This is a genomic window from Lysinibacillus sp. 38-6 (assembly GCF_046245175.1).
Lineage (GTDB): Bacteria > Bacillota > Bacilli > Bacillales_A > Planococcaceae > Lysinibacillus.
In genome coordinates this window covers 1,260,413-1,282,419 of the sequence record NZ_CP176417.1, presented here as the reverse complement: position 1 = coordinate 1,282,419, position 22,007 = coordinate 1,260,413, and the positions used below count along the sequence as shown (strand labels likewise).

The window sequence follows — 22,007 nt, the reverse complement described above, 5'->3', positions numbered from 1 at the left end:
GCCGTATTTCTACCGTTTGTTATAGGTGAAACCCCATTTTAAAACAATAACCATGCCGCAATTACAAGTAATGAATAAAATACAAGATAATTGGACGTGGAGATTGTGAAGTATAGTAGTTCAAAGTGATTCATATAAAACATAATCATTAAAGGAGAAAATGAAATGAGTATTTATTTAGTATTACTACCAATGATCAGCATGTTGTTAGGATTGTACTTAGTGTGTCTAGGACTCTGGGAATTAAGACTCGGTATAGATAAAAAGAGATTTATAACCTTCTCGTTTTCAGGACTATTTTTGATCTTTATTTTACCGAATATGTTTGGGTTTCTTCAATTTAGTTTTTAATAACGTCTAAAAAATAGCTATCTACTAACCGAAATAACGGGATCTTTACGAAAGAGTAATTAGTTGGTTTCTAAGATTTTATTCCACCTATATACTGTATATAAATGTTAATTAATGTATAATGTGGTATAAAAGAATTTATGTTAGGGGTGATTAATTGCATACAAAAACAGAAATATTTCAGGACATTGTAGCCATTATATCAAAGGATTATGCAGGGTTTTTAGATAAAAAACATATTAACTGTCCTAATCATTATCGTATTACGGATGAAATGGATGAAGAAGAGTTTGTACAAACCGTAGAAAACTATTTGTTAGATTTTAATGATGGTCATCTAATATTTACTAAAAAAAACAATACAATTCCGTTTAAAGGATTTAAAGTACGTCGTTTTCAAAATGCACTTTATGTAACAGAGATTCAAGGCGAACAGCGTTTACAAATTGGGGATGCAATTTTAGCATTGGATGGACGTTCAATTGAAGAAATTGCAAAAGAGCAATATAAAGTTTTAAATGACAGTATTCATGAAAGACAATCATGGAATAAAGCATTAACATTTGTTAATTCAATAAAAATTCAACGAAAGAGTCAAATATATGAAATCGATTTAAAGGAATACCCAAAACCTGCTTATTGTCCTGAATATTCATTTAAACAGCTAAACTCATATACTAATTATATAAAAATTACGGATTTCACACAAAGTGAACCAATTCAAAAAATCGTGCAAGATAATTTTAAAGAATTAAACGAAGCACCTAACCTAATCATCGACGTACGTCTAAATATTGGCGGAAATGATTTATTTTATTTCCCACTTTTAGATTATTTATTTGATCAAAAAATATACTTCTCAACACTGTTCGAACCAGATGAAGTTTCATATATAAACTTTACTGAAAACAATTGTAATTTATGGATTACTACTTTAAAAAATTATTTACAACAACCGCTAGATGATGAAACAAAAAAATGGATTGAAATGGAAATTGAAAAATATCAAACTTATAGCGGGCAAGGGTTGTTATCACTTCATCAAGAAATCGACTATCTAATTAATGGTAGAGAGTATCCAAAAAATGTGTATATATTATCCGATGTGACTTGTGGTAGCTCGGGAGATACATTTGTGAAAAACACTAAAAAATCGCCTAAAGTAACGGTCGTTGGTAGAGCTACAATGGGCATTATCGATTACTATAATGTTGTAACTAAAGATTACGGTGACTATGAATTTATATATAGTACTTCTAAATTGAACGAAAAATATCATTGTAATGAAACAGGTGTAATACCACATATTCATATTCCTTGGACACCTGAACATTTGAAAAATGATGTAGATTTAAATTACGTATTAAAATTATGTAAGTCGACTGAATAACAAATATTGATATACGAACTAACCTTCCAAATGAAAGCTTGTCACATATTGTTGTTAAATCAACGCATGTGACTTTTCTTATGTACATTATTTTTTTCAGTCCTTCATGACAAGAGTAGCGAGTATTTTTTCTGTTTATAGACATTCAAAAAACAATAGCACGGCTATTTAACATTTGGGTAAAAGGTTTGCAAAATGAAGCAAATAGGACCTTGCTTTATTGTTTTTGGAACGCCATCCATTTATAGTTAAAAAATTTTTGCTGTACAATTAAAAAGGAGTGGAATGATGTTTTTCTTAACACGTGAACGACAGGAAGTTTTCGATGCAGCTCATACATATCCATTTGAGGAAGAGTTCGATAAAGAATTTGAAGATTATTTATATGAACGTTTAGCCGAGTATAGAGATGTCTTACCACAAAAGTTTCAGCCTGAAATTAGCGAACGAACTTTATTCCAAAATGCCATTTTAATGGAAGGGTTTGAAGAATGGTGCAATATGACAATTGAGCAGTTCACAACTAACAGTAAGGTTGTTCACCAAAAGCGGGAAGCAATTGTTGATCGCTTGCATCCGTCTGCACAAACCGTTTTTTCACAATCATTTCATGATGGAAAAATTTTAAGTGCTGAGCAACAAGGAAAAAATTTTATGCTTCTATTAGATATGAGTGGCGGGTTTACAGTCGAGTCAATCATACAATTAGTTTTTCATGATGTAGAAACAGCAGGCCATTTAGAGGGCTTTTACGTGTATGACGAGCTTATAAAGATCGAAGATAGATATGCCTTACGCGTTTTATCAAGTTTTGGTAGCCCCTATGCTGAATGGACAATTTGCTTCAAAGATGTGACAGCAAAATACTTGTATCGTCCTGCGGTTTATATAGAACCTGGAGAAGTCGCTACGTGGGAGGATTATGTTATTGCGCTAAATCTAAATGACAAATACTTTATTGTAAAAGATAGGGAATTTGTCGAGATTCATTTAGCTACTCTTTCACAAACGGATAATGGGATTTTTGCTGGAGAAGTTCTTCTTGGAGATACGTTTGAGGAGGCGAAAGAGCGAATTTATTGTGCTACTTATGAAGATCCATATGCTCATTTTAGTGAGCCTATTCCGATTGATGAATTGTTATGTGCAATTTTTGATGTAGAACAAAATATACGAGTACGTGCCTTCAACACAATTTATGCACTAGGAGAAGGCGCTGCATATATCGTGAATGCTGCGCTACGTAAAGTCGATAAAAGCACAGATGACAATCTGTACTTTGGTATTATTGCTAGTCATTTCGATCAACTAGGTTGTCTGGAAGATGATGTAAAACTGAAATGGATTAGGGAATAAGAAGCATGCTGTTTAAGACTTTCCCTGACAAATCGAGATAAGACTGCTTATAACGCGTTATTCTACTTCAATTATAGGGGCTATACTTGAATATTACTGTACTGCAATCGTGCGCAGTACCTTCTGGAATGCTCGTGTTCACTTAAGGATCAGAATGTTGAAGGGAATTTATAATCTGCGCGAGTAGGTATTTTAGTTCCATTATGTTTATTTCATATAAGCTAAAAAATCATACATTATCAATGGCTTTTGAATTAACATAAAGACACGCAGAATAACTTGCTAGTCAAAAGTGAATTGGGAGAGAATCATGAAAAAAATAACGACGATTTTGAGCCTTCTGTTTATTTTAATAGCTTGTAATAATGAAAAAATAAACGAAAAACATAGACTATATTTAGAGGCGTTAGGTTGGTCAATTAAAGCTTTTGATACAAAGAAAACAATTGAATTATCTAAGGACTCGTTAGTTTTTTATAACACTGATCAATATTCTTTTCTTGAAAATTATGTAGGTAAAGAGTTAGTTGTAATGACATATGAATTACATGAGAAAGATATAGAAGGCGACAATATTCAAGCTATTTTATACGAGCACAACGGAGAAATCATAGGCTCAGTTGGAAAAATAAAAAATGCGACACCAGGCATATTAAATCTGGAAGATGATGACAGAATAACGGATGAATAACCCCTTATTAGCTCTAAAAAATGAATGTAAAAAATAATTTACACTTAATAAGGTTCCCAAATCAATTTTGAACCTCCATTAAAAAGTAATAATAGTATGATTTTTCTTATGGGACATTAATTTAATTAGCTTTTAATCAAGCTTGTTTTAATTAATGCCGTGAGGACATTTTTTAATCATACTTTTCAGATTGTGTCTTTAAGTACAAAAAAGGTTTAATGATATACTATTTACTGGTATACTAAAAACGATTGATTAATAACTTTTTTGGGGGAAAAGATATGAGTAAATTAATGCAAGATAAGGTTGGTATTGTAACTGCTGGTGGTTATGGGATTGGTCGAGCAAGTGCACTGAAATTTGCAGCAGAAGGCGCAAAAGTGGTTGTTTCAGATTTTGATGATGAAAAAGGAAATGAAACTGTTCAATTAATTAAGGAAGCTGGCGGAGAAGCAATTTATATACATTGTGACGTATCTTTTGAAGATCAAGTAATTAATTTAATTGAAAAAACAATAGAACACTATGGTCGATTAGACTGGGCACATAATAACGCTGGAGTTGGAGCTGTATCTAAACCAATCTCAGAAACAGAAACGGCTGACTGGAATAGAGTGCAGGGAGTTACAACGACAGGCATGTACTATTGTTTAAAGCATGAAACGAAAGCGATGCTTGAAACTGGTGGAGGCGCAATTGTAAACACTTCATCGACTTCTGGCTTAGTTGGGGCTCCAAACTTAGCCATGATGAGTGCTTCAAAATGGGCTATCAATGGTTTAACAAAGGCAGTCGCACTAGAGTATGGTAAAAAAGGTATTCGTGTAAACTCGATTTGTCCTGGTATGACAATCACAGCAGCTGTAGAACATTGGATGAAAGATGCGCCAGAACAAGCAGCAGCATTTGAAGATAAAATTCCGATGGGGCGTATGGGACGTCCAGAAGAACAAGCAAATGCAGCTGTATGGTTATGTTCTGATCAAGCATCTTATATCACTGGTGTAAACTTAGCAATTGATGGTGGAGTAACAGCAGAGTAAACGCTAAGTAAATTCATTACGAGGCTTGTTTGCGTTAAGCAAGAAATGCAATGAGTGCACTTGTAGTAGAAAAATAGCTAAAGACTTAAAGCGCCCAGTGAAATGGGTGCTTTTTTATGTTGTGAGAGCTATTGGGAGGGACAAAAATTTGTTACTGTCTCACGGGTAGTTCACATAACACTAAACTTTAATAGGATAGGGCAAATGATTGGTGATGAAATGAATGTAGTCGCAGTAAGTGAAATTGCAACAAGCCACGCAGTCTGGGCAAATGCGTGTTTAATTATTGCATTTGGAACATCCCTTGGTTAGAACCCAAAATTTATATCGACATATGACGTTGTATTTCTTTATAAAAGGTAAGTATTGAGCAGTACTCCAATACTGCTGAACTACCAGCACTTACTTTTGAGAGCAGAATTTGTATAGAAATATTCCAATTTGATATTTTTTGTCTTATTATTGAATTGGGAGGTGGATAAGATGTATAGTAATTCATCAAATATGTTTAAACAAACTTCAAATCTAATTAATGCATTAAAGAAATTAAAACAAAATCTAAATTATGTTAAAACCTATGTTAATTCAGATAAAATGCTAGCACTCTATTTTTTAAATAATGCCTATAGCGACTTTAATGTATTTAAAACTATCTTTCAATCCGTAACACCCGGCAATCCAAAAGTTGAAGAGTTTATAAAAGAGTTCGAAAAAATATTTGAAGGTGACAATAAGTATTTACTATCTATCGTTTATGAAAATGGAGAGGATACTTTCCATAAAGAGTTGGCGCTAACTATAAATAAAATCGAAACCTATTTATTGCATGAGTTAGAATTATACAGATAAATACTTCAAGTTAAAAAGACATTCCTTAAATAATGGAATGTCTTTTTTTACAATGGGAGAAAGTGATATCAACTATAAGTTTTGAATCCACTTTAAAATGAGGAAGCGAACAAGGAAAAAAGGATTCTCCAGCTTCAATACGAAAACTAATTTTGTGGTTAAGTAACCTTAAATGAAGCTCCTTTACCGAATGAACTATAGCTGCAGGACTTGCAGGTTACTTCTTTATTTTCATAGCGTCGACACACGCTACAGCCCAAAATTGGTTAAAGATAGTAAAATTAGTCATTTTCAGTCTCTTGTTAACGCGAAAAGTGAAAAATACATCGATATATAAACTTTCGAGATATTTTGAAGAAAAACTGAAAATAGATATAATTTTCTCTTTTTAGTATTAAGTTGATAAGTTATTCCAAACACTATATTGAATACTAAACCAAAATTTTCGGATTCAAAAACCCAAAGTAAATGAAATTTGAGGTAAGCTCGGAGCAAGACACTAAAAAACAAATTTGAATTCATATTTGACTTGGTGTAGCTCTGCCGTGGTTGCTAGAGTAAGCTAACTCTGCATTTATATCTCAATAGAGTAATAAACGAAAAAGACTTACACTCAGCTGTTACTAAATTTTACTTTTATACCATATTTATCAGATTTAGGTATAATGATAATAATCCTAAAATAAAAAGGAGCTGGATAGAAAAATGAAAGAAGATCTCATTACAGCATTTATTTTTATATTTCCATTTTTAGTAATAGCAATAACACTATGGATTAGAATCATAAAAGTAAATAGTACTATTCAAGTTGAACAAAATAAAGAAATTATCGAGCTTTTAAAAAAGAACAGTCGAGATAATTAATAAGTTATCAAAAAGATATCTCACAAAAGTGAGTACATGTTACAGAAGTAAAAGATATTATTAATGTTATAGATGTTAAATTTCAGGTTATTAAAAATTTATCTTGTAAAATTGGGAGTAGGACGGTGTAATAAAGTTTTCCTACCTCGATATTTATCAAATATTAAATATTAGGACAAAACAGAACTTCGATCGAACAGCGCTTGGCAGAATGTGGGACATACATGGCTGAAAAACAGGACGTATTACGGTTTATCGAAAGTCGTATTGGGGAGGAATATTAAGATGTCAAACCTTGAAAAAGAAGAAGCGCTAACAGGAGGGAATGTCTCTAACGTTTATCGTTCGGGAAATACCGTAAGACGAGAATTAAAGCCAGATAGTCCCAAAATTCATAAGTTATTAAAGCATTTGGAGAACAGAGATTTCAGTTATGCTCCAAAGTTTTTAGGTATTGATGAAAAAGGAAGAGAGATCTTATCATTTATTGAAGGAGAAGCTGGTCATTATCCTTTAAAAGAATACATGCGGTCTGATGATGTCTTATTTGAAATAGGAAAAATGCTTCGTCTTTATCATAATTCTGTGAGTGATTTTTCATTTGACGATAGTTGGAAATCGATAGATAACACTCCTCGACCATATGAGGTACTATGCCATAATGATTTTGCTCTATACAATATTATTTTTAAGGATAAAAGACCAACAGGCATTATTGATTTTGATGTTGCTGGACCTGGTCCAAGACTTTGGGACATAGCTTATACTCTTTATACTTGCGTCCCCTTAAGTAGATTTTATCTTACTGAAACAGGTGAGAAAATTTATTATAATTCATTACAGCATGCTAACCATATAAAACGAAGAGTTAGATTGTTTTTTGAATCTTACGGTGAGGAAATAAAAAACGATTATTTGGAAATGGTATTGCTACGATTAGAAGGGTTATGTAAAACAATTGCAAGAAAAGCCAATGAAGGCGACACATCTTTTCAAAAAATGGTAGATGAAGGGCATCTTGAACATTATCAATACGATATTAAATTCATACATCAACATAGTAAAGAGTGGATTTAAAGGTAGGTTTCTGTTGAACGGGGGCTTTTCAGGAATAAAAGTGTAGCCAAAATACAAATATAACGATCTTCCGCAATCGGGCGCGATTCTGTAACAAGAATCAGCGCTCGGTTTCATAAAGGCCAGATGGTTGAATAACAATTTTTTTAGGAGAGCTACCAAATGACGGATTAGGGACCTTTCTTCAACAAGTAGAGACTCAATTGCACTATTCATCAGTTTAATTTAAACATTAATGTTATAATTATACTTATTTGTGTAAAATGGAGTGATTTTATGAGGAAACTAATAGTTTTGGGGATTTTATTGTTATTATTTATAGTTGGTTGTTCAGCTAAAACCGATGAAGAAGTTAAAACCCTTGTAAGTAATTACTTAGAGGCTGTAGAAACAAATGATATATCATCAATAATAAAATATGCCGATGATGTAAGATTTCCAGATAAAGATGAGCAGAAAAAGCAATATTCAACTATAGATTCAGATATTACAGATACTAAAATAGTAGAGCTTAATAAGGTAAATGAAACGGAGTTTGAAGTCACTATTGAAGTGGTTGATAAGGGGAATTTAACTAAACTCACTTTCCCTGTTAAGAAGCAAAAAACGGGTTGGAAAGTTATTGTTGGACAAGACTATTCAACTTAACGTAAATAAGGGAAGTTTAAGTTTGGAACATAGAAAAACGTTCTTCTTCAATCTGGTGCGATTCTGTAATAAGGATCAGCGCTCGATTTCATTAAATGGCTATAGACTGTAGTTATTCTGATTCACATCGGTAAGTAAAGAAATATCCCAAACATTCCTAGGTGCTTTTTTTATCTAACGTTGCAGTATATTTAAATTTAATAGAGGGGACAGAGGATGGATAACCAATACTTCCTAGGTTGGGTACATTGGCATTGATAAATGTTGCACTTGCACAAGGGAAGAATAGAACGGGGTTTAATTGGTTCTTATTTTCACTTGTATTAGGTCCATTGGCAACACTAATTTGTTATTTGTTGAAAAGAGACAATAACACCACATATTAGTTCAACTGGGAGTTATAACGAATACATAAATAAACTTAATAACGGTCCCAAATGCAAGTTTGGGCGTACACCAAAAAGTCATGAATGTTGTTATAGGTGCGTCAAAAAATAATAAATCTACGTCTAGCAAAATTTAGCTAAATAGAAAGGGAGGATGGAATATGATTGTTAAAGTCGGATTTGATTATGAAGATGACATAGAGTATATGATTTGTCCTGCAAAAGTAGGGAGAAATATTAATCGATTACAAGAGGAATTTTGGGATTGGCTTTTTGATAGACAGAACCAACATCCTTATTGGTTTGAAGAAGAGGAAGAAGGAAATGTTACTTATGGTGTTTCTTACCGTACAGATGCTTTTATTTATTGGCTGAACAAGGTGAAATATAATAAAGGCAAGAATGTCGCGAGGTTTATAGAAGTTCCAAAGACACTGCCTAAAAAAACAATTAGGTTTTAATGGTTATAAATTATGCAATTTCATTCAAAATAACGTTCCCAAATTAAAGCTTGGACGTACACCAAAAAGTCACGAATGTTGTTAAATCAACGTTTGTGACCTTTCTTATAACATTTTTTATTCAGTTTTTTATGCAAAGAGGAGTTTGACTAGCTGAGTATTAATAATTTTAAATTTTTAAAATTCCTCTAATGTCAAGTAATCTTAACTGTTAACGACGCGCAACTAATTAAAGGATGAAACTTCAACTCATATGAGCCAGAGTGTTTCCGTTATAAAACTAAGTTGGGGTATTTAGGTATTTAAAGTATACTTTATTAAGAGATTTCTTTGTAGAATAAGTTAAATGAAAATTTTTAACAGAATTAAGAATATGGGTGTCGAACAAGAAATGAGGATTAAACGTATTATGTTAATAATATTTGTAGTAATTATTTTGGTTTTTGTGTTGATTCTTTCTGTGAGTTTTATAAATCATAAAATACAATTGTCAAAAGAAGAAGAACTATTTGTTCCGATTGGGCAACTTGTAGAAGTTAATGGTCATCAAATGCACGTTTATACAGAAGGAAAAGGAAAAGCTACTCTTGTTTTTATGTCTGGTGGTGGCACGAGCTCACCTGCATTAGATTTTAAATCACTGTATTCCTTGCTAAGTGATAAATATAAAATCGTTGTTGTTGAAAAGGCAGGATATGGATTTAGCGAAATCACAAATATTGATCGAGACATTGATACAATTCTAGCTGAAACAAAAGAAGCTCTTATTAAATCTGGTGTTAAAGGACCATATATTTTATTTCCTCATTCTATGTCTGGCATCGAAGCATTAAAATGGGCGCAAGACTACCCTGATGAAATAAAAGCTATTATTGGATTAGATATGGCAGTTCCAGCTGTATATGAAGAATTAGATATCAATATGTTCCTTGTTCGATTATGTGCTTTAGCTGCAAATACAGGTTTAACCAGATGGATTCCGAATCTTTCGCAAAGTGACGCAATAAAACATGGGAATTTAACGGATAAAGAGAAAAAGTTGTATAAAGCAATTTTTTATCGAAGAACGTTAACTAAAGATATGGTCAACGAAATAAACAATATAAAACCAAATGCACAAAATGTTAAAAAAGTTGGAATACCAAACATTCCGATACTTTTGTTTACATCGAATGGTGAAGGAACTGGTTTTGATAATAAAACATGGAATGGAATTCAAGAAGACTTCATAAGTATGATTAATAATGGTAAATTAATTGAGTTAGATTCATCGCACTATGTTCATAGTATTGACTATGAGCAAATAGCTAAGGAATCTGAAAAGTTTATAGAAAGTATAAATCATCAATAGCGAATAATTAACTATTATGTAGTACTAATGTTCAGGAATTAAGCACGTTAGTTCAAAAGGATTTAGAAAGTATAAAAAATATATAAAACGTTAATTCAAGCTTCATATTTTAAAGTTATACAAAATGGCGTGACGACTACGTATCAGTTAATCGGATTGTGCTCAAAAATGAGTGGGTTTTTTTGATATTTTATTTTGGTTGAACGAACGTAATAGCCTTCGACAATAAATAGTCCAAGGTGAACCAGCGTTAAATAATTGGTTGAAATAATAAATGGAAATATTTAGCCAACTGAAGTTGGTATAGAGTATTATTAAAGTAGAGAGATAAATAGAAATACAAATCGATTAACAGAAGGAGTTTGAGCATGATAAAACAAGCTGAATTACTATGGGAACGTATAATTGAAAAAGGCTCAAACCAAGAGATTAATTTTAAAGAAGCACTAAACCTTCAACCAAGTGCAACAGTTGAAGAGTTACAACTAATTGAAAGCACTATAGGAGTTTATCTCCCAGAAGAAATGAAAAGTTTTTATAGTGTTTATAATGGACAAGTTTGGGATTTAGGAGTAGAGCCTTTTGTTAGAAATTTAACACTCTCTCCAATTTCGGAAATTATTAAAAACTGGGAGTTTCTACAGGAAGAATTTGATCCTGATGACATAATGCCTGATATTAATTATGGTGCTGAGGTTAAACCATTTCTCTGGAATAAAAAGTGGATTCCCATTGCTGAAAATGGAGGAGGAGATTATCTTTGTCTTGACACCGATCCAACTGAGGCTGGAATATTTGGACAAGTGCTATATTTTTACCATGATTATGGCAATCGTTCAATTGAAGCAAAAAATTTATATGAATTTATAGAAGTTTGTTTGAATGAAGAAAGTTAAATGACAGCAAGTATTAAACAAATAAGACCACTTCAATATAGGCTGTCTTTATCAAATAAGTTCTAATAAATAATTTAATAAAGACAATTACACTTTTTAATGAAGTTACACACCAAATTGAATGATTATTTATATTTCGCAGCTGCTAAGTAATATATAATTTTATATTTTTTGTACCCCAGTGTACCTGAAAAGTGGAGGTATAGGGTGAAACAGATACCACTATTTTTTAATAAATCAAATATTAAAAATAAACTTCTACACTTCTAATATGTTCTGATTTGAATAAATATAAATTTAGAAGTATGAATATTACTTGGTACAGTCATTTTTTTACACCCCAAAAAAGCAACCAAAGCAACAAAAAAGCAACCAAAAATCTTAATACAGGTGAATATCGGTGAAATCGAAACATTATACAAGTGTGAAAAACCTTGCTATAATGGGCTTTGTGATTACATATGAAAGAGGGTAAAAGCATGAATGCTTACGACGAATATATGAAACAGGTAGTGAAGCCGATGCGTGAAGAGTTAGTGGAGGCTGGATTTAGTGAATTGACAACGGCGGATGCTGTTAATGAATTTATGGCGCAAGCTAAAGGGACATCGTTAGTGGTCATCAATTCAGTTTGTGGATGTGCGGCGGGGCTTGCTCGTCCGGCGGCTCGTGAAGCGGTAGTAGTGGTAAAACCGGATAATTTGGTAACGGTATTTGCTGGGCAAGATCCTGAAGCAACTGCTGCTATGCGTGGCTATTTTGAGGATGTGCCACCAAGTTCACCATCGATGGCGATTTTAAAAGATGGCGAATTGGCATACTTTATTCCACGTGAACAAATCGAAGGTTTTCCAGTGGAGCAAATTACTGCGCATTTAACAGGTGTTTTAGAGCAGACATGCGAGAAGTAACAACGATTGTGACTACAGCGGGCAGACCAGACGACTTGTCGATGGCGCTCGCTCATTTTGTGTGTGAGGCATTACGTGTGACGTTTGTACCTCGGAATAAGCGTTCAGTTCGTAAAATTTCCGAAGAGCAACAGGCAAATGTTATTGTTGCGGGGAAAAATCGTTATGAATATTACCCATATGGCGCAGATGAGCCTTTTTTCTTCCATCCGAATTCAGCGGCATTTCGCTTGAAGCGAGTGGCGCGTGGTGAAGTAGAGCCATTTTTACATGCGGTTCAACTAGAAAAAAATGATACCATATTAGATTGTACGCTAGGTTTAGGCGCGGATGCGATGTTAGCAGCTTTTATTGTTGGGGATTCCGGCCGTGTGGTTGGGCTAGAGGCCAATCCGAATGTAGCGTTTATTGTGGCACACGGTATGGATACCTATGATACATCCGAACTGCCATTAACGGCATGCATGCGACAAATTGAAGTGGTGCAAGCGGAAGCTATCGATTATTTAAAACATCAACCTGACAATGCCTTTGATGTAGTGTATATGGATCCAATGTTTGAGGAAAAGATTGAGGAATCAAATAATTTTCAAGCACTGCGTACAGCTGGAGCCCATGTTACATTAACCGATGAATGGGTGACAGAAGCGAAAAGGGTTGCCAAAAAACGTGTTGTGTTAAAGGCTCACTATCGATCAACGTGGTTTGAGAAATATCAGTTTTCAAGATTAACACGTTTAACATCTAAATTTCATTATGGTGTGATTGAGAAATCATAAACCCTTTAAATAACAAACTCTTGGAACAGACTTACATTGAAGTCTGTTCTCTTTTATTAATTAAAATTCAGTATTTACAATTACGATAGATTATGCTAAACTAATAAACGTGCTATTTTGGGTAGCAAATTTCAGTAATCTGGCATTCTGCTTTTTGTTTTTTAGGATACTTATTCACACTGGCGCATGCTTTGGGGCTGCAAGGACGCAAAAGAAGGTTGGGTTTGCGTTGCTTAAGTTAGAAGGCACACAGTGGAATTTTACCGCGGTGATGAAACAAAGATGTTTCGAAATAATATTCCCCAGATGATTGGGTTGAGACTTTACAATTTACAGAAATGTTACCTATTAAATACTAAAGGGGTAGTTTCGCAACAGCGAGACTACCCCTTGTCTAATTTATTCTACAATACTGCACCTGCTTATTGAAAAAGCAAGGTGTATTTTTTGTGCAAATCTCCTAAAATACGACATAAAACGACAATCTATCATGGATTATATTACCGTTTACTATTGTGGGAAAATAAGTAATAATGAACGCAAGAGTTTTTTCAAAAATCAAATAGATGATAATTTGATTGAAAAATTCTGAAAAAAGATTGAGGTGAGGGTGGCATATGAAACCTGTACAAACGCAACCAATTAGTGTATTGGATCAATTAACCGAAGTGGCACAAAAACAACAGAAAAGCTTGGATGTACTAGTAACGAGCTATGCTCAAGAAAGGCTATTAGTGCGCCTGGCCGCTTCTTCCTATGAAGATCAATATTTACTGTATGATGATTATGTAGTTGGTATAGTAGCGAATAATATGGCAAAATCCGCTACCGGCATGACATTATGTGCAAAAAAAGTGGCTAATAAAGAAAGTATTATTAAACATGCTTTCAAAGAGATTTGTGCGGTAATAGTACCAGAAGATGGCATTCATTTTGATCGTGATGGAATCGTGATTTCTACTAGCGATGATGAAGTGCATATTCACATTCCTGCACAATTAGGAACAATCACAACATACATAGAAATCAAGGTGTGCATTATTAATACGATTCCCATGACACCAAAAATGATTGTAATACCGACATTACTAGGTAGTACAACAATGGAGCTACTGGCGTATCCTCTAGAGCTCATTATTGCACATAAATTTAACACTATTTATAAATATCCAGCATTAGAACAATCTCTTAAAGATTATTATGATATTTATTTATTAGCAACTACACAAAATTTTGAAGGTCGTGTATTACAAGAAGTGATTTTCGACACCTTCGACCGACAAAAAACGACAATTGAAAAATACCCAGCGGTGTTTTCTAAACAAATAAGTTTAGACGCGTCTAAATTCAAAGTATGGCAACAATTAACGGATCTGTCTTTTGATAAAGTGCAAACGCTTGTCCAGCAATGGCTAGGACCAATATATGCAGAACTAATCGTAGAGCGTGAATTTTTCAAAAATTGGGATTACAAGCTATGTAAATGGCAATAAAAAATGAAAAATCCGCGAGCTCTAATAAAGTCGCGGATTTTTTTAAAAAATATGAATTAGTTCGTGAAGCATAAAGAAGTTAAATAACCTAACATTAATAAAAGACCAATACCCATTAAGATTGACATATTTTGTACCTCCTTTTAAAAAACGACACATTATTCATAAATTATTGTACAATGAAATATAGAATTATGAAACCTTTTATTGGCTGTGACGTATTATATTATAAGTAGAATTACCAAATTGTACATAAAAGAGAAGGTGTTAATTAATGAAAAAGTGGGTTCAAAAAAGTATCGTCATCATGGTTGCGTTTTTAACATTTGGATTAATTACGCCAACACATGAAATTTGGGATGCATTCGATCATAACCAGTCCAATCGTGCCTCGATTGGTCCTTCACCTGGGACAGGCACTGCGCTAGCAGCTGAACCAGAAGCAATAGCAGATGAAGCGACCGAAATACAACAGGAAGCGATTGATTATGGCGCACTCCTTGTTGATGCAGCGAAAGAGCAATCGTATATGAAGTTTGGTACAAAAATCGGCCCTAAAATTAGCAATGAATTTGATGCCATTATCTTCCCTAAAATGGAAGAGGCCATCGCAATGACTGTTGCAAACGTAGATGATGGATCATTGGCGAATCTAACAATTACAGAAAAGCCAAGTGGAAACTACGGAGAGAAAATCTTTAACATCGTTAATAACGTAACGGGACAAGATTTAATTCGCTTCCATGTCCGTACTGAAAAGCGTCCACAAGAAGGCTACTACTATAATTTCCATTACCACAGTGCCGACGATGACTTTATGGCGCACAATAATCTTGGCGATATTTACTGGGAAAAAAATACACCACCAAAGTGGTTATCATAGTATACCCGAAACACTCGTATTGAATACGAGTGTTTTTTGTGCGAAATCGCTGATATATCAATCTTTGTAGATAATCACGAAAAATGAAATTGAAATGTAATTCGGGAAGGTGATTTATTAGAATATATAACTTAAAAGACCCCCAAATCCTCTTTTTAAATTTTTTATAATCCTTAATTCTCTTCATATCGTATTGGACATTTAATTTTTTCTTACCTCTAATTTATTTTTCAGAAAGAAATATTGTGAAAGGATTTACTTTCAAAGGCTTCCTAATTTTTATCATTATATTAATTATCGTATTGCTTGTTATTATTTTTTGAAGCAATAATTTTTGATAATGTATTTAAATCTTTTAACTCAAAAAGATATTGTTTAAAACGGCTGTAACACTTATATTTAACGCTCTTGCATTAAACTTGAAATTTGATTAAATCCCTTATAATAAATGGAAACCATCTATAAAATTTACAAAAAATGTGATACACTAGTTTTGTTTGACAAAAATAAAAAGGGGGGAAGTTACATCTATTAGGTGTGTTACGTATGAACAAATTAAAACAAAGTATTGCGAAATTAAATAAAATTGATATGTTTTCACCGTATTTCTTTTTGCCATTTATTTTACTGTTATATTTTTTTATTAGCTTATTTGATTGGCATAAATTTGAACAATTCGGTATTCATGTATCTATATGGCCGGCTGTTATTTTAGCCGTTATTTGTTATTACATAGGTGTATTTTTAATCGATAAACTAGAGTGGACGATTCCATCGTTTGGCCTGTCGTTTTTAGGGAAGTATGTCATTCATTTTATTGTAGCTTTAACTGTACTTGGGTTAGGATCATATTTCTTAATGATTTATAATGGCAACTTGGGAATTACAGATGAAGCCAACCGACGTAATTTAGATCCAAAGTTAAACTTCTTTAGCCAATTATTATGGTTTGGGGTTTTATTACTATTGTGTTATAAAATGATAATGGAAAAGACGATGACATGGAAGAAAGCAATCGTCTACGGTTTGATTTTTGCTGTTGTCATGTTTCTTTTTTTATTAATGGCCTATCGTACGCCGCTCATCATTATGTTATTTACAGGAATTATTGTGTTCCACTATGTTGTCATGAGAGTGAAATTAACATGGTTTTTAACGGCCATATTCGTTATCGGTGTAAGTTTTTCATTGTTTGGCTTTATACGTGTACTGACAGAAGATACGTCAATAGCATTCAATGATCGTTCAAAGCCAGATGTAGAGTTAACTGCAGAGCAAGAAGAAAAATTATTAACGGCCGAACAAAAAGTAAACTTAGTTCCGAAATGGGTCCGTGCATTAAATGCTGAAGCTGTCACAAGTCATATCGTTTTAAGTACGATTATTGAATATACAAAAGAAGAAGGATACCTAAAAGGTGAAATCCATAAGGGAATTTTCAGTACAATATTACCTGGGGAACAAATTTCACCTCGCATGAAGGTGACAGAGGTCGTTAATTCAATTACGCTCGAACGAGGTATATGGACCACACGTAAAGATCGAACAACAACGCCAACATTTATTGGCCAATTGTTTTTAGATGGGGGCTATTTGTTAGTTGCGATCGGCTTCCTATTATATGGAGTATTAATCTCTCTCATTTATAATAAAGTAAAGCAAAACGGCATTCGCAGTTTCCACACGGTTGCCTACGCCTTTACGATTACCGTGTTTACCGTCTCGATGCATACTGGATTACTCGATTTAATCTTTGTGCTTATGCTAGGCTTCGTTATTATTGCTTCATCCATCATTACGCCTGATAAGCGTAAGCTTTACTATTAAAAAAATGTAACTATCCTTTAAAGTTAATTATCTTTAGAGGATAGTTTTTTAGGATTAGCAGCGGAACTTACAAAAATAAAGCCTTCCCCAATTGGAGAAGGCTTCTTATTATTCAGTAACGCGCTCGAAAAACGCAATGGTTTTAGCCATATCTGATACATGTTGATTACATGTCTGACTGTCTGCACAAATGTAATTGCTGTGGTTTGTATAGGTGCCAACGACATTTCCTTTGATGGAGGTGGTAAATAGGCCTACATCCGCATGGCGATTACAAATGGCACAGATGCCGCGAACTGTATTATTAGAGAAAATGCCTTTAATGGCTTTCAGTTTGTCATCTTGCTCGATAATGACATATTTACGATGCGTCCCATGATCATCCCATGCCAAATAGCATATTTGCTGAAAATCCAATTGTTCAAGTTTCGGCATTTTTAACTTTTTTTCTTTTTTAAACAAGCTTTTAATGGTGCTCGCTGTAAGTGGTTTGAAGGGGATCACATACGACTTTAAATGTTGTAAGTAGGCTTCACCTGCTCCACGTTCCGAGACAGATAAAATAGGCTCTAATAGTTGAGCTTGTGCAGCTGTCATAACAATGTTTTCAGTAATTTCAGTTTGTGCAAGTCCGCGCACAGTAAGAATGACGTTTTTATCTATTGATGTTGCGAGTGTTTGTAAAATTTTATTCATTTGCTGTTCCAGTAAATGATAGTTAGCAACCGTTAAGAACGGCTGAATTGCTTGTTTTTCCATGTGAATTCACTCCTGTATATTAGGCTTGTAAATTGGTGGCCTAAAGAGATCATCCATTTGAAGGTTATGCCAAGACCTCTTCGACCTGATAATTGACGGGTCTAGAGCAGGCATTACAAAAGAATGCGACCATTTCGATTCCTCCTTGTAAAGAAAGCTATTTCTATCTTAACATTTTAAGGAAACGAAATAAAGAGAGAGGAGCGGAGATGACCTATTAATATTTCAATAAAGTAAAAATAAATGATACAAGGGGGCTGACCATGATTATTTCAGATAAACTGTACGGTCAATTCGAAATTGACAATGTGTTAGCAGAGTTGATTGCAAGTAAGCCAATGCAAAGATTGAAAGGTATCCATCAAGGGGGAGCAAGCTATTTAGTGAACGAAAACTGGAATGTAACGCGTTTTGACCATTCGATTGGTGTTATGTTACTTATTAAAAAATTAGGTGGCTCGATAGAGGAACAGATTGCAGGGTTATTACACGATGTTTCCCATACGGCATTTTCACATGTTGTGGATGCTGTTTTGAATTTTCAAGATGAGGATTATCATGAAATAATATTTCATGATGTCATTCGAAAATCTGAAATACCTTCTATTCTTAGGAAGCATCGTTATGATGAAAAAATAATTGTTGATATTTCTAAATGGCCATTACTTGAACAACCTGCACCAGCATTATGTGCAGATCGAGTGGATTATACTTTGCGTGATATGTATACATATGGCTTTATTACACTTGAAGAGGTTGAAACATTTCTCCAGAACTTACAAGTGATTCAAGGGAAGATGGCTTTAAAAAGTTTAAAAAGTGCTGAATGGTTTGTTCAAACTTATTATCAGGAAGTTATTGGATTTTTTTTGGACCCTTTAAATATCTATGCTTATGACCAATTGACTCAGGCTTTAAAATTATCGCTAGAACAACAAATACTTTCTCAACAAGACTTTTTGAAAACAGATGATGAACTAATGGCCATTATGAAGTCATCTAATCATCAACAAGTGCAAGAACTGTTAAATCGATTACATCCAAATGTTGAAGTAAGGGTAGATGCTACTGATTATGATATTTTCCGAAAAAATAAAGTACGACTAATAGACCCTTGTCTTTGCGTAAATGGGGAGCTTGTAAAAGCCTCGCATGTTTCTGATTTGATAAGAAAATTAGGGGAAACAGCTTATGAACAATCAACGAAAGGGATTTATATAAAAGTTTTAACAGCTAAATAAGCTAAATTTAGGCTATTTAAAAAGGGCTGTTGATTGGCAGCCCAAATAAAATTAGAAATTTATGACACGATCGACATCATATATTTCCCACAAAGCATAAACACGGCATAGACTACAAGTGCGCTCATAACAGCAATACCAGGCTTATACCAGTTTGTTAATAGGAAGGCGAGCACAGTGAACAGTAGCATGCCGACAGCTCCAAAAACGGTATTTTGTAAAACAGTGTGAAAGGTATCTGCTTTCATATTTTTCATTTGCATACCCATATTGATTAGCGTCAGAATAGGCAAGGCAGTAATAATGCCTGATAAAAATAAATACTTAGACTGACTTAAGAGTAACGCTAAAACCATAATTGTTCCACCGACAAAAAAATACACCAAATATAACACGAGTAACCCTCAATTTCGTAATGAATTCTAGATTTAGTAGTGTAATAATACTGCACAAATGTACATGGTACAAGAACATATGGATGTATAAAGGAAAAAACAAATAAATACAGTGCGCAAATGGCCAAAAAGAGCGAAAATTTGCATTACGATAAAAGGACGTGTTCTATCGTATTTAATTTTCGTTATGCAAGATTGCCAAAAGATGTTAACAACATTTGCTATTATTCTAATTTCTCTAAAGTAACAACGATAGATACTAGTATCATTGTAAAAAAAACCTTTTAATATATCGTCTTATACGATATAATCGGTATCGACGATATATTAAAGGAGATTAACTGATGATGCAAGAACTAAATCATTATTTTACAAATATTTTCTATCATCTTCATACAACACATGAAGATGTCATATCCCACCAAAGTGTCCGTATTTTACAGATGATTGAAAAAGAAGATGAAGTGACTGTACGCGATATTGCAACGTTACTGAATATTTCACAAAATACAGCTTCAGAGCATATAAAAAAACTTGAGCAGCATGGCTGGATTCAAAAGATGCGGGCAACAGATGACCAACGCAAAGTTCAGCTCTTTTTGACAAATGAAGGACAACTTGTTTTAAAGAAAAATACGGAACTAGATGAAACTAAGCTAAAACAAGCACTCTTACGATTATCCGAAAAAGAACAACAAGATGTGTTGCAAGCATTTCGATTATTAAGTGAGGTGTCGAAATAATGTACACACTCGTAAAAATTATTAGCTCCGCCGCAATTATCGCCCTTGTAACAGAAGTAGCAAGAAGGTTTCCTACATATGGTGGGGTTATTGCAGCACTGCCGCTTGTTAGTATTTTAAGTATTATTTGGTTAACCGTTCAAAGTGAACCTAATGAGCATATTCAGCGCTTTATGATCGGCGTTATCGTTGGACTTCCAGCAACGATGGTTATGTTATTTGTAATGTATGTGGCAATGAAATCATCCATCCACATTGTTTTAGCAATAGGGCTAGGTGTCGTGTCATGGGCAATATGTTTAGGTATTCAGAAAGCGATTGCAGGAGTATTTCATATTTCAATATAAAGTAGGTGTAGTATAATGTCAGTAATTCCTATTTCACAAGTGTCTCAAAACGAAGTCATTGCTTTTTTTCAAGCGCATTGGGGTACTACCGAAATGGTTATTTCCTCCGGGATATATGATTGTAGCCAATTACAAGGTTTTGCTTATGTAAACGCAAGTCAAACTATTATCGGTCTTATAACTTATGTCATACGAGGGGACGAATGTGAACTGATATCCCTCGACAGCACTGAAGAGGGCAAAGGTATCGGTACATTACTAGTACAAGCTGTAGAGGAACACGCATGGCAACATGCTTGTACGGTAGTATCACTAATTACAACGAATGATAATTTGCATGCGCTGAAATTTTATCAAAAACGTGGCTATACCCTCGTTGAAATTTTACAAAATGCGGTTGAACGTGCAAGAGCATTGAAACCTGAAATACCGTTAATCGGCTATGATGGGATTCCAATCCGCGATGAAATAAAACTACAAAAAACATCTACCTCGATATGAGGTAGATGTTTTTTTACCGTAATAGCTTGAACGACTTAAGCATGGGGGAATAAGAACAGTCACAAGCGAGCATCGATAAAGTGCAACCATTTAAAAATTATATGTTAAATAATCCAACTTTCGAAAAAATGAATAAATATTTTCTTAGAATACTAAATGCAAGATAGTAGAAGGCTACTAGTAGAGAGAAATTTGTTCCGCTACTTACTATTAGTCGTTATACTTATGGTAAAGCGTGAAAGTGAGGAATCTAATGAAAAAAATAATATTTATCCTATTTTTTAGTGTGCTAGTAGTGGGAGCGGCTTTCGTTATTTATTTGAAAAGTAATCCACCACTTGTAGTCAATGGTTATACAGGCGCGAATGGTCAACCATCTATTCTGATTGAAATTGAGAATAAAGGATTAAGAGCATTACAATTACAATCGATACTTGTCGATGATAAATTGCCAGGGAGTGCCAAGCTGATTATCAGTAAATCAGAACCGTTTGAGGTGGGTACAAAAATGGACAACAACCCCAACATGTCATTTCATAAAATAACGCAAGTGCAGGTTTTCCCAAGTCAATACATAGACCGACAAGCAATTGGTAAACAACCACAATATTACGCATTACAAGTGGAGGCTACAACAATACACAAAGTGACGATACAATATACATATTTAAAAATTCCATTTACATTTACCGCTAAACTTGAAGCAAATAACTAACTCAATTTTTGTCTTATTACTTAGGTCATTGTCATTTCATAAGATTGTTT

The 22,007-nt window shown here is 33.8% G+C and carries 23 protein-coding genes; 21 read left to right on the top strand and 2 right to left on the bottom strand.

Going from position 1 to position 22,007, the window contains the following annotated elements; translation table 11 throughout:
• The first annotated feature begins 508 nt into the window (after positions 1-508).
• The 16 genes from ACKVEV_RS06610 (at position 509) to ACKVEV_RS06535 (ending at position 17,256) form a co-directional block, all read left to right on the top strand.
• Positions 509-1,741, top strand: coding sequence for a S41 family peptidase (locus tag ACKVEV_RS06610; protein WP_409369609.1), 1,233 nt, complete (start codon positions 509-511; stop codon positions 1,739-1,741).
• 285 nt (positions 1,742-2,026) lie between these two features.
• Positions 2,027-3,097 (top strand): DUF4085 family protein, encoded by a 1,071-nt coding sequence (locus ACKVEV_RS06605; protein WP_409369608.1) that lies wholly within the window; start codon positions 2,027-2,029, stop codon positions 3,095-3,097.
• 310 nt (positions 3,098-3,407) lie between these two features.
• Entirely contained in the window at positions 3,408-3,788 is a 381-nt protein-coding gene (locus ACKVEV_RS06600) for a DUF4830 domain-containing protein (protein ID WP_409369607.1), read from the top strand.
• Positions 3,789-4,069: 281 nt separating this feature from the next.
• A complete protein-coding gene (locus ACKVEV_RS06595) occupies positions 4,070-4,831 on the top strand; it encodes a glucose 1-dehydrogenase (protein ID WP_409369606.1) in 762 nt (253 codons plus the stop codon).
• Positions 4,832-5,314: 483 nt separating this feature from the next.
• On the top strand, positions 5,315-5,680 hold the full coding sequence (locus ACKVEV_RS06590; RefSeq protein WP_409369605.1) for a hypothetical protein: 366 nt from the start codon (positions 5,315-5,317) through the stop codon (positions 5,678-5,680).
• 705 nt (positions 5,681-6,385) lie between these two features.
• Positions 6,386-6,544: a hypothetical protein gene (locus ACKVEV_RS06585; protein WP_409369604.1), complete on the top strand. Its 159-nt coding sequence runs from the start codon at positions 6,386-6,388 to the stop codon at positions 6,542-6,544.
• A gap of 285 nt (positions 6,545-6,829) precedes the next feature.
• Entirely contained in the window at positions 6,830-7,621 is a 792-nt protein-coding gene (locus ACKVEV_RS06580; RefSeq protein WP_409369603.1) for a phosphotransferase, read from the top strand.
• Between the two features lie 276 nt (positions 7,622-7,897).
• Complete coding sequence (locus ACKVEV_RS06575; RefSeq protein ID WP_409369602.1) at positions 7,898-8,269, top strand: hypothetical protein; 372 nt, start codon at positions 7,898-7,900, stop codon at positions 8,267-8,269.
• 547 nt (positions 8,270-8,816) lie between these two features.
• Positions 8,817-9,116 carry a hypothetical protein gene (locus ACKVEV_RS06570; protein WP_409369601.1) on the top strand — a complete coding sequence of 100 codons (300 nt, stop codon included), beginning with the start codon at positions 8,817-8,819 and terminating at the stop codon, positions 9,114-9,116.
• A gap of 373 nt (positions 9,117-9,489) precedes the next feature.
• Positions 9,490-10,467 (top strand): alpha/beta fold hydrolase, encoded by a 978-nt coding sequence (locus ACKVEV_RS06565; RefSeq protein WP_409369600.1) that lies wholly within the window; start codon positions 9,490-9,492, stop codon positions 10,465-10,467.
• 368 nt (positions 10,468-10,835) lie between these two features.
• Positions 10,836-11,363, top strand: coding sequence for an SMI1/KNR4 family protein (locus ACKVEV_RS06560; protein WP_409369599.1), 528 nt, complete (start codon positions 10,836-10,838; stop codon positions 11,361-11,363).
• Between the two features lie 479 nt (positions 11,364-11,842).
• A complete protein-coding gene (locus ACKVEV_RS06555) occupies positions 11,843-12,274 on the top strand; it encodes a BrxA/BrxB family bacilliredoxin (protein WP_409369598.1) in 432 nt (143 codons plus the stop codon).
• Positions 12,262-13,053: a class I SAM-dependent methyltransferase gene (locus ACKVEV_RS06550; protein ID WP_409369597.1), complete on the top strand. Its 792-nt coding sequence runs from the start codon at positions 12,262-12,264 to the stop codon at positions 13,051-13,053. Before ACKVEV_RS06555 ends, ACKVEV_RS06550 begins: the two co-directional genes overlap by 13 nt.
• A gap of 617 nt (positions 13,054-13,670) precedes the next feature.
• Positions 13,671-14,546, top strand: a complete 876-nt coding sequence (locus tag ACKVEV_RS06545; protein ID WP_409369596.1) for a nucleotidyl transferase AbiEii/AbiGii toxin family protein — start codon at positions 13,671-13,673, stop codon at positions 14,544-14,546.
• 274 nt (positions 14,547-14,820) lie between these two features.
• A complete protein-coding gene (locus ACKVEV_RS06540) occupies positions 14,821-15,429 on the top strand; it encodes a YpjP family protein (RefSeq protein WP_409369595.1) in 609 nt (202 codons plus the stop codon).
• A gap of 546 nt (positions 15,430-15,975) precedes the next feature.
• Complete coding sequence (locus tag ACKVEV_RS06535; protein WP_409369594.1) at positions 15,976-17,256, top strand: oligosaccharide repeat unit polymerase; 1,281 nt, start codon at positions 15,976-15,978, stop codon at positions 17,254-17,256.
• A gap of 108 nt (positions 17,257-17,364) precedes the next feature.
• On the opposite strand, the gene ACKVEV_RS06530 is transcribed toward ACKVEV_RS06535, so the two are convergent.
• Positions 17,365-18,015 carry a FusB/FusC family EF-G-binding protein gene (locus ACKVEV_RS06530; RefSeq protein WP_409369593.1) on the bottom strand — a complete coding sequence of 217 codons (651 nt, stop codon included), beginning with the start codon at positions 18,013-18,015 and terminating at the stop codon, positions 17,365-17,367.
• 263 nt (positions 18,016-18,278) lie between these two features.
• Between ACKVEV_RS06530 and ACKVEV_RS06525 the strand changes: the two genes are divergently transcribed.
• On the top strand, positions 18,279-19,256 hold the full coding sequence (locus ACKVEV_RS06525; protein WP_409369592.1) for an HD domain-containing protein: 978 nt from the start codon (positions 18,279-18,281) through the stop codon (positions 19,254-19,256).
• A 59-nt stretch (positions 19,257-19,315) separates the two neighbouring features.
• Here the strand turns inward: ACKVEV_RS06525 and ACKVEV_RS06520 are convergent, their stop codons facing one another.
• Complete coding sequence (locus ACKVEV_RS06520; protein WP_409369591.1) at positions 19,316-19,612, bottom strand: hypothetical protein; 297 nt, start codon at positions 19,610-19,612, stop codon at positions 19,316-19,318.
• A 383-nt stretch (positions 19,613-19,995) separates the two neighbouring features.
• On the opposite strand from ACKVEV_RS06520, the gene ACKVEV_RS06515 reads away from it, so the two are divergent.
• The 4 genes from ACKVEV_RS06515 (at position 19,996) to ACKVEV_RS06500 (ending at position 21,957) form a co-directional block, all read left to right on the top strand.
• On the top strand, positions 19,996-20,394 hold the full coding sequence (locus tag ACKVEV_RS06515) for a MarR family winged helix-turn-helix transcriptional regulator (RefSeq protein ID WP_409369590.1): 399 nt from the start codon (positions 19,996-19,998) through the stop codon (positions 20,392-20,394).
• Positions 20,394-20,741: a DUF3147 family protein gene (locus ACKVEV_RS06510; RefSeq protein WP_409369589.1), complete on the top strand. Its 348-nt coding sequence runs from the start codon at positions 20,394-20,396 to the stop codon at positions 20,739-20,741. Before ACKVEV_RS06515 ends, ACKVEV_RS06510 begins: the two co-directional genes overlap by 1 nt.
• Before the next feature lie 15 nt (positions 20,742-20,756).
• Positions 20,757-21,242 (top strand): GNAT family N-acetyltransferase, encoded by a 486-nt coding sequence (locus ACKVEV_RS06505; protein WP_409369588.1) that lies wholly within the window; start codon positions 20,757-20,759, stop codon positions 21,240-21,242.
• A gap of 253 nt (positions 21,243-21,495) precedes the next feature.
• Positions 21,496-21,957, top strand: coding sequence for a hypothetical protein (locus ACKVEV_RS06500; RefSeq protein WP_409369587.1), 462 nt, complete (start codon positions 21,496-21,498; stop codon positions 21,955-21,957).
• The last annotated feature ends 50 nt before the right edge of the window (positions 21,958-22,007 follow it).

Bases quoted from the DNA above. Each gene is read 5' to 3' on its own strand.
- ACKVEV_RS06595 (WP_409369606.1), top strand. From the start codon at position 4,070: ATGAGTAAATTAATGCAAGATAAGGTTGGTATTGTAACTGCTGGTGGT.
- ACKVEV_RS06565 (WP_409369600.1), top strand. From the start codon at position 9,490: ATGGGTGTCGAACAAGAAATGAGGATTAAACGTATTATGTTAATAATA.
- ACKVEV_RS06520 (WP_409369591.1), bottom strand. From the start codon at position 19,612: ATGGTTTTAGCGTTACTCTTAAGTCAGTCTAAGTATTTATTTTTATCA.
- ACKVEV_RS06575 (WP_409369602.1), top strand. From the start codon at position 7,898: ATGAGGAAACTAATAGTTTTGGGGATTTTATTGTTATTATTTATAGTT.
- ACKVEV_RS06600 (WP_409369607.1), top strand. From the start codon at position 3,408: ATGAAAAAAATAACGACGATTTTGAGCCTTCTGTTTATTTTAATAGCT.
- ACKVEV_RS06590 (WP_409369605.1), top strand. From the start codon at position 5,315: ATGTATAGTAATTCATCAAATATGTTTAAACAAACTTCAAATCTAATT.
- ACKVEV_RS06505 (WP_409369588.1), top strand. From the start codon at position 20,757: ATGTCAGTAATTCCTATTTCACAAGTGTCTCAAAACGAAGTCATTGCT.
- ACKVEV_RS06500 (WP_409369587.1), top strand. From the start codon at position 21,496: ATGAAAAAAATAATATTTATCCTATTTTTTAGTGTGCTAGTAGTGGGA.
- ACKVEV_RS06510 (WP_409369589.1), top strand. From the start codon at position 20,394: ATGTACACACTCGTAAAAATTATTAGCTCCGCCGCAATTATCGCCCTT.
- ACKVEV_RS06515 (WP_409369590.1), top strand. From the start codon at position 19,996: ATGATGCAAGAACTAAATCATTATTTTACAAATATTTTCTATCATCTT.
- ACKVEV_RS06530 (WP_409369593.1), bottom strand. From the start codon at position 18,015: ATGGAAAAACAAGCAATTCAGCCGTTCTTAACGGTTGCTAACTATCAT.
- ACKVEV_RS06570 (WP_409369601.1), top strand. From the start codon at position 8,817: ATGATTGTTAAAGTCGGATTTGATTATGAAGATGACATAGAGTATATG.
- ACKVEV_RS06605 (WP_409369608.1), top strand. From the start codon at position 2,027: ATGATGTTTTTCTTAACACGTGAACGACAGGAAGTTTTCGATGCAGCT.
- ACKVEV_RS06585 (WP_409369604.1), top strand. From the start codon at position 6,386: ATGAAAGAAGATCTCATTACAGCATTTATTTTTATATTTCCATTTTTA.
- ACKVEV_RS06545 (WP_409369596.1), top strand. From the start codon at position 13,671: ATGAAACCTGTACAAACGCAACCAATTAGTGTATTGGATCAATTAACC.
- ACKVEV_RS06580 (WP_409369603.1), top strand. From the start codon at position 6,830: ATGTCAAACCTTGAAAAAGAAGAAGCGCTAACAGGAGGGAATGTCTCT.
- ACKVEV_RS06540 (WP_409369595.1), top strand. From the start codon at position 14,821: ATGAAAAAGTGGGTTCAAAAAAGTATCGTCATCATGGTTGCGTTTTTA.
- ACKVEV_RS06550 (WP_409369597.1), top strand. From the start codon at position 12,262: ATGCGAGAAGTAACAACGATTGTGACTACAGCGGGCAGACCAGACGAC.
- ACKVEV_RS06535 (WP_409369594.1), top strand. From the start codon at position 15,976: ATGAACAAATTAAAACAAAGTATTGCGAAATTAAATAAAATTGATATG.
- ACKVEV_RS06555 (WP_409369598.1), top strand. From the start codon at position 11,843: ATGAATGCTTACGACGAATATATGAAACAGGTAGTGAAGCCGATGCGT.
- ACKVEV_RS06560 (WP_409369599.1), top strand. From the start codon at position 10,836: ATGATAAAACAAGCTGAATTACTATGGGAACGTATAATTGAAAAAGGC.
- ACKVEV_RS06525 (WP_409369592.1), top strand. From the start codon at position 18,279: ATGATTATTTCAGATAAACTGTACGGTCAATTCGAAATTGACAATGTG.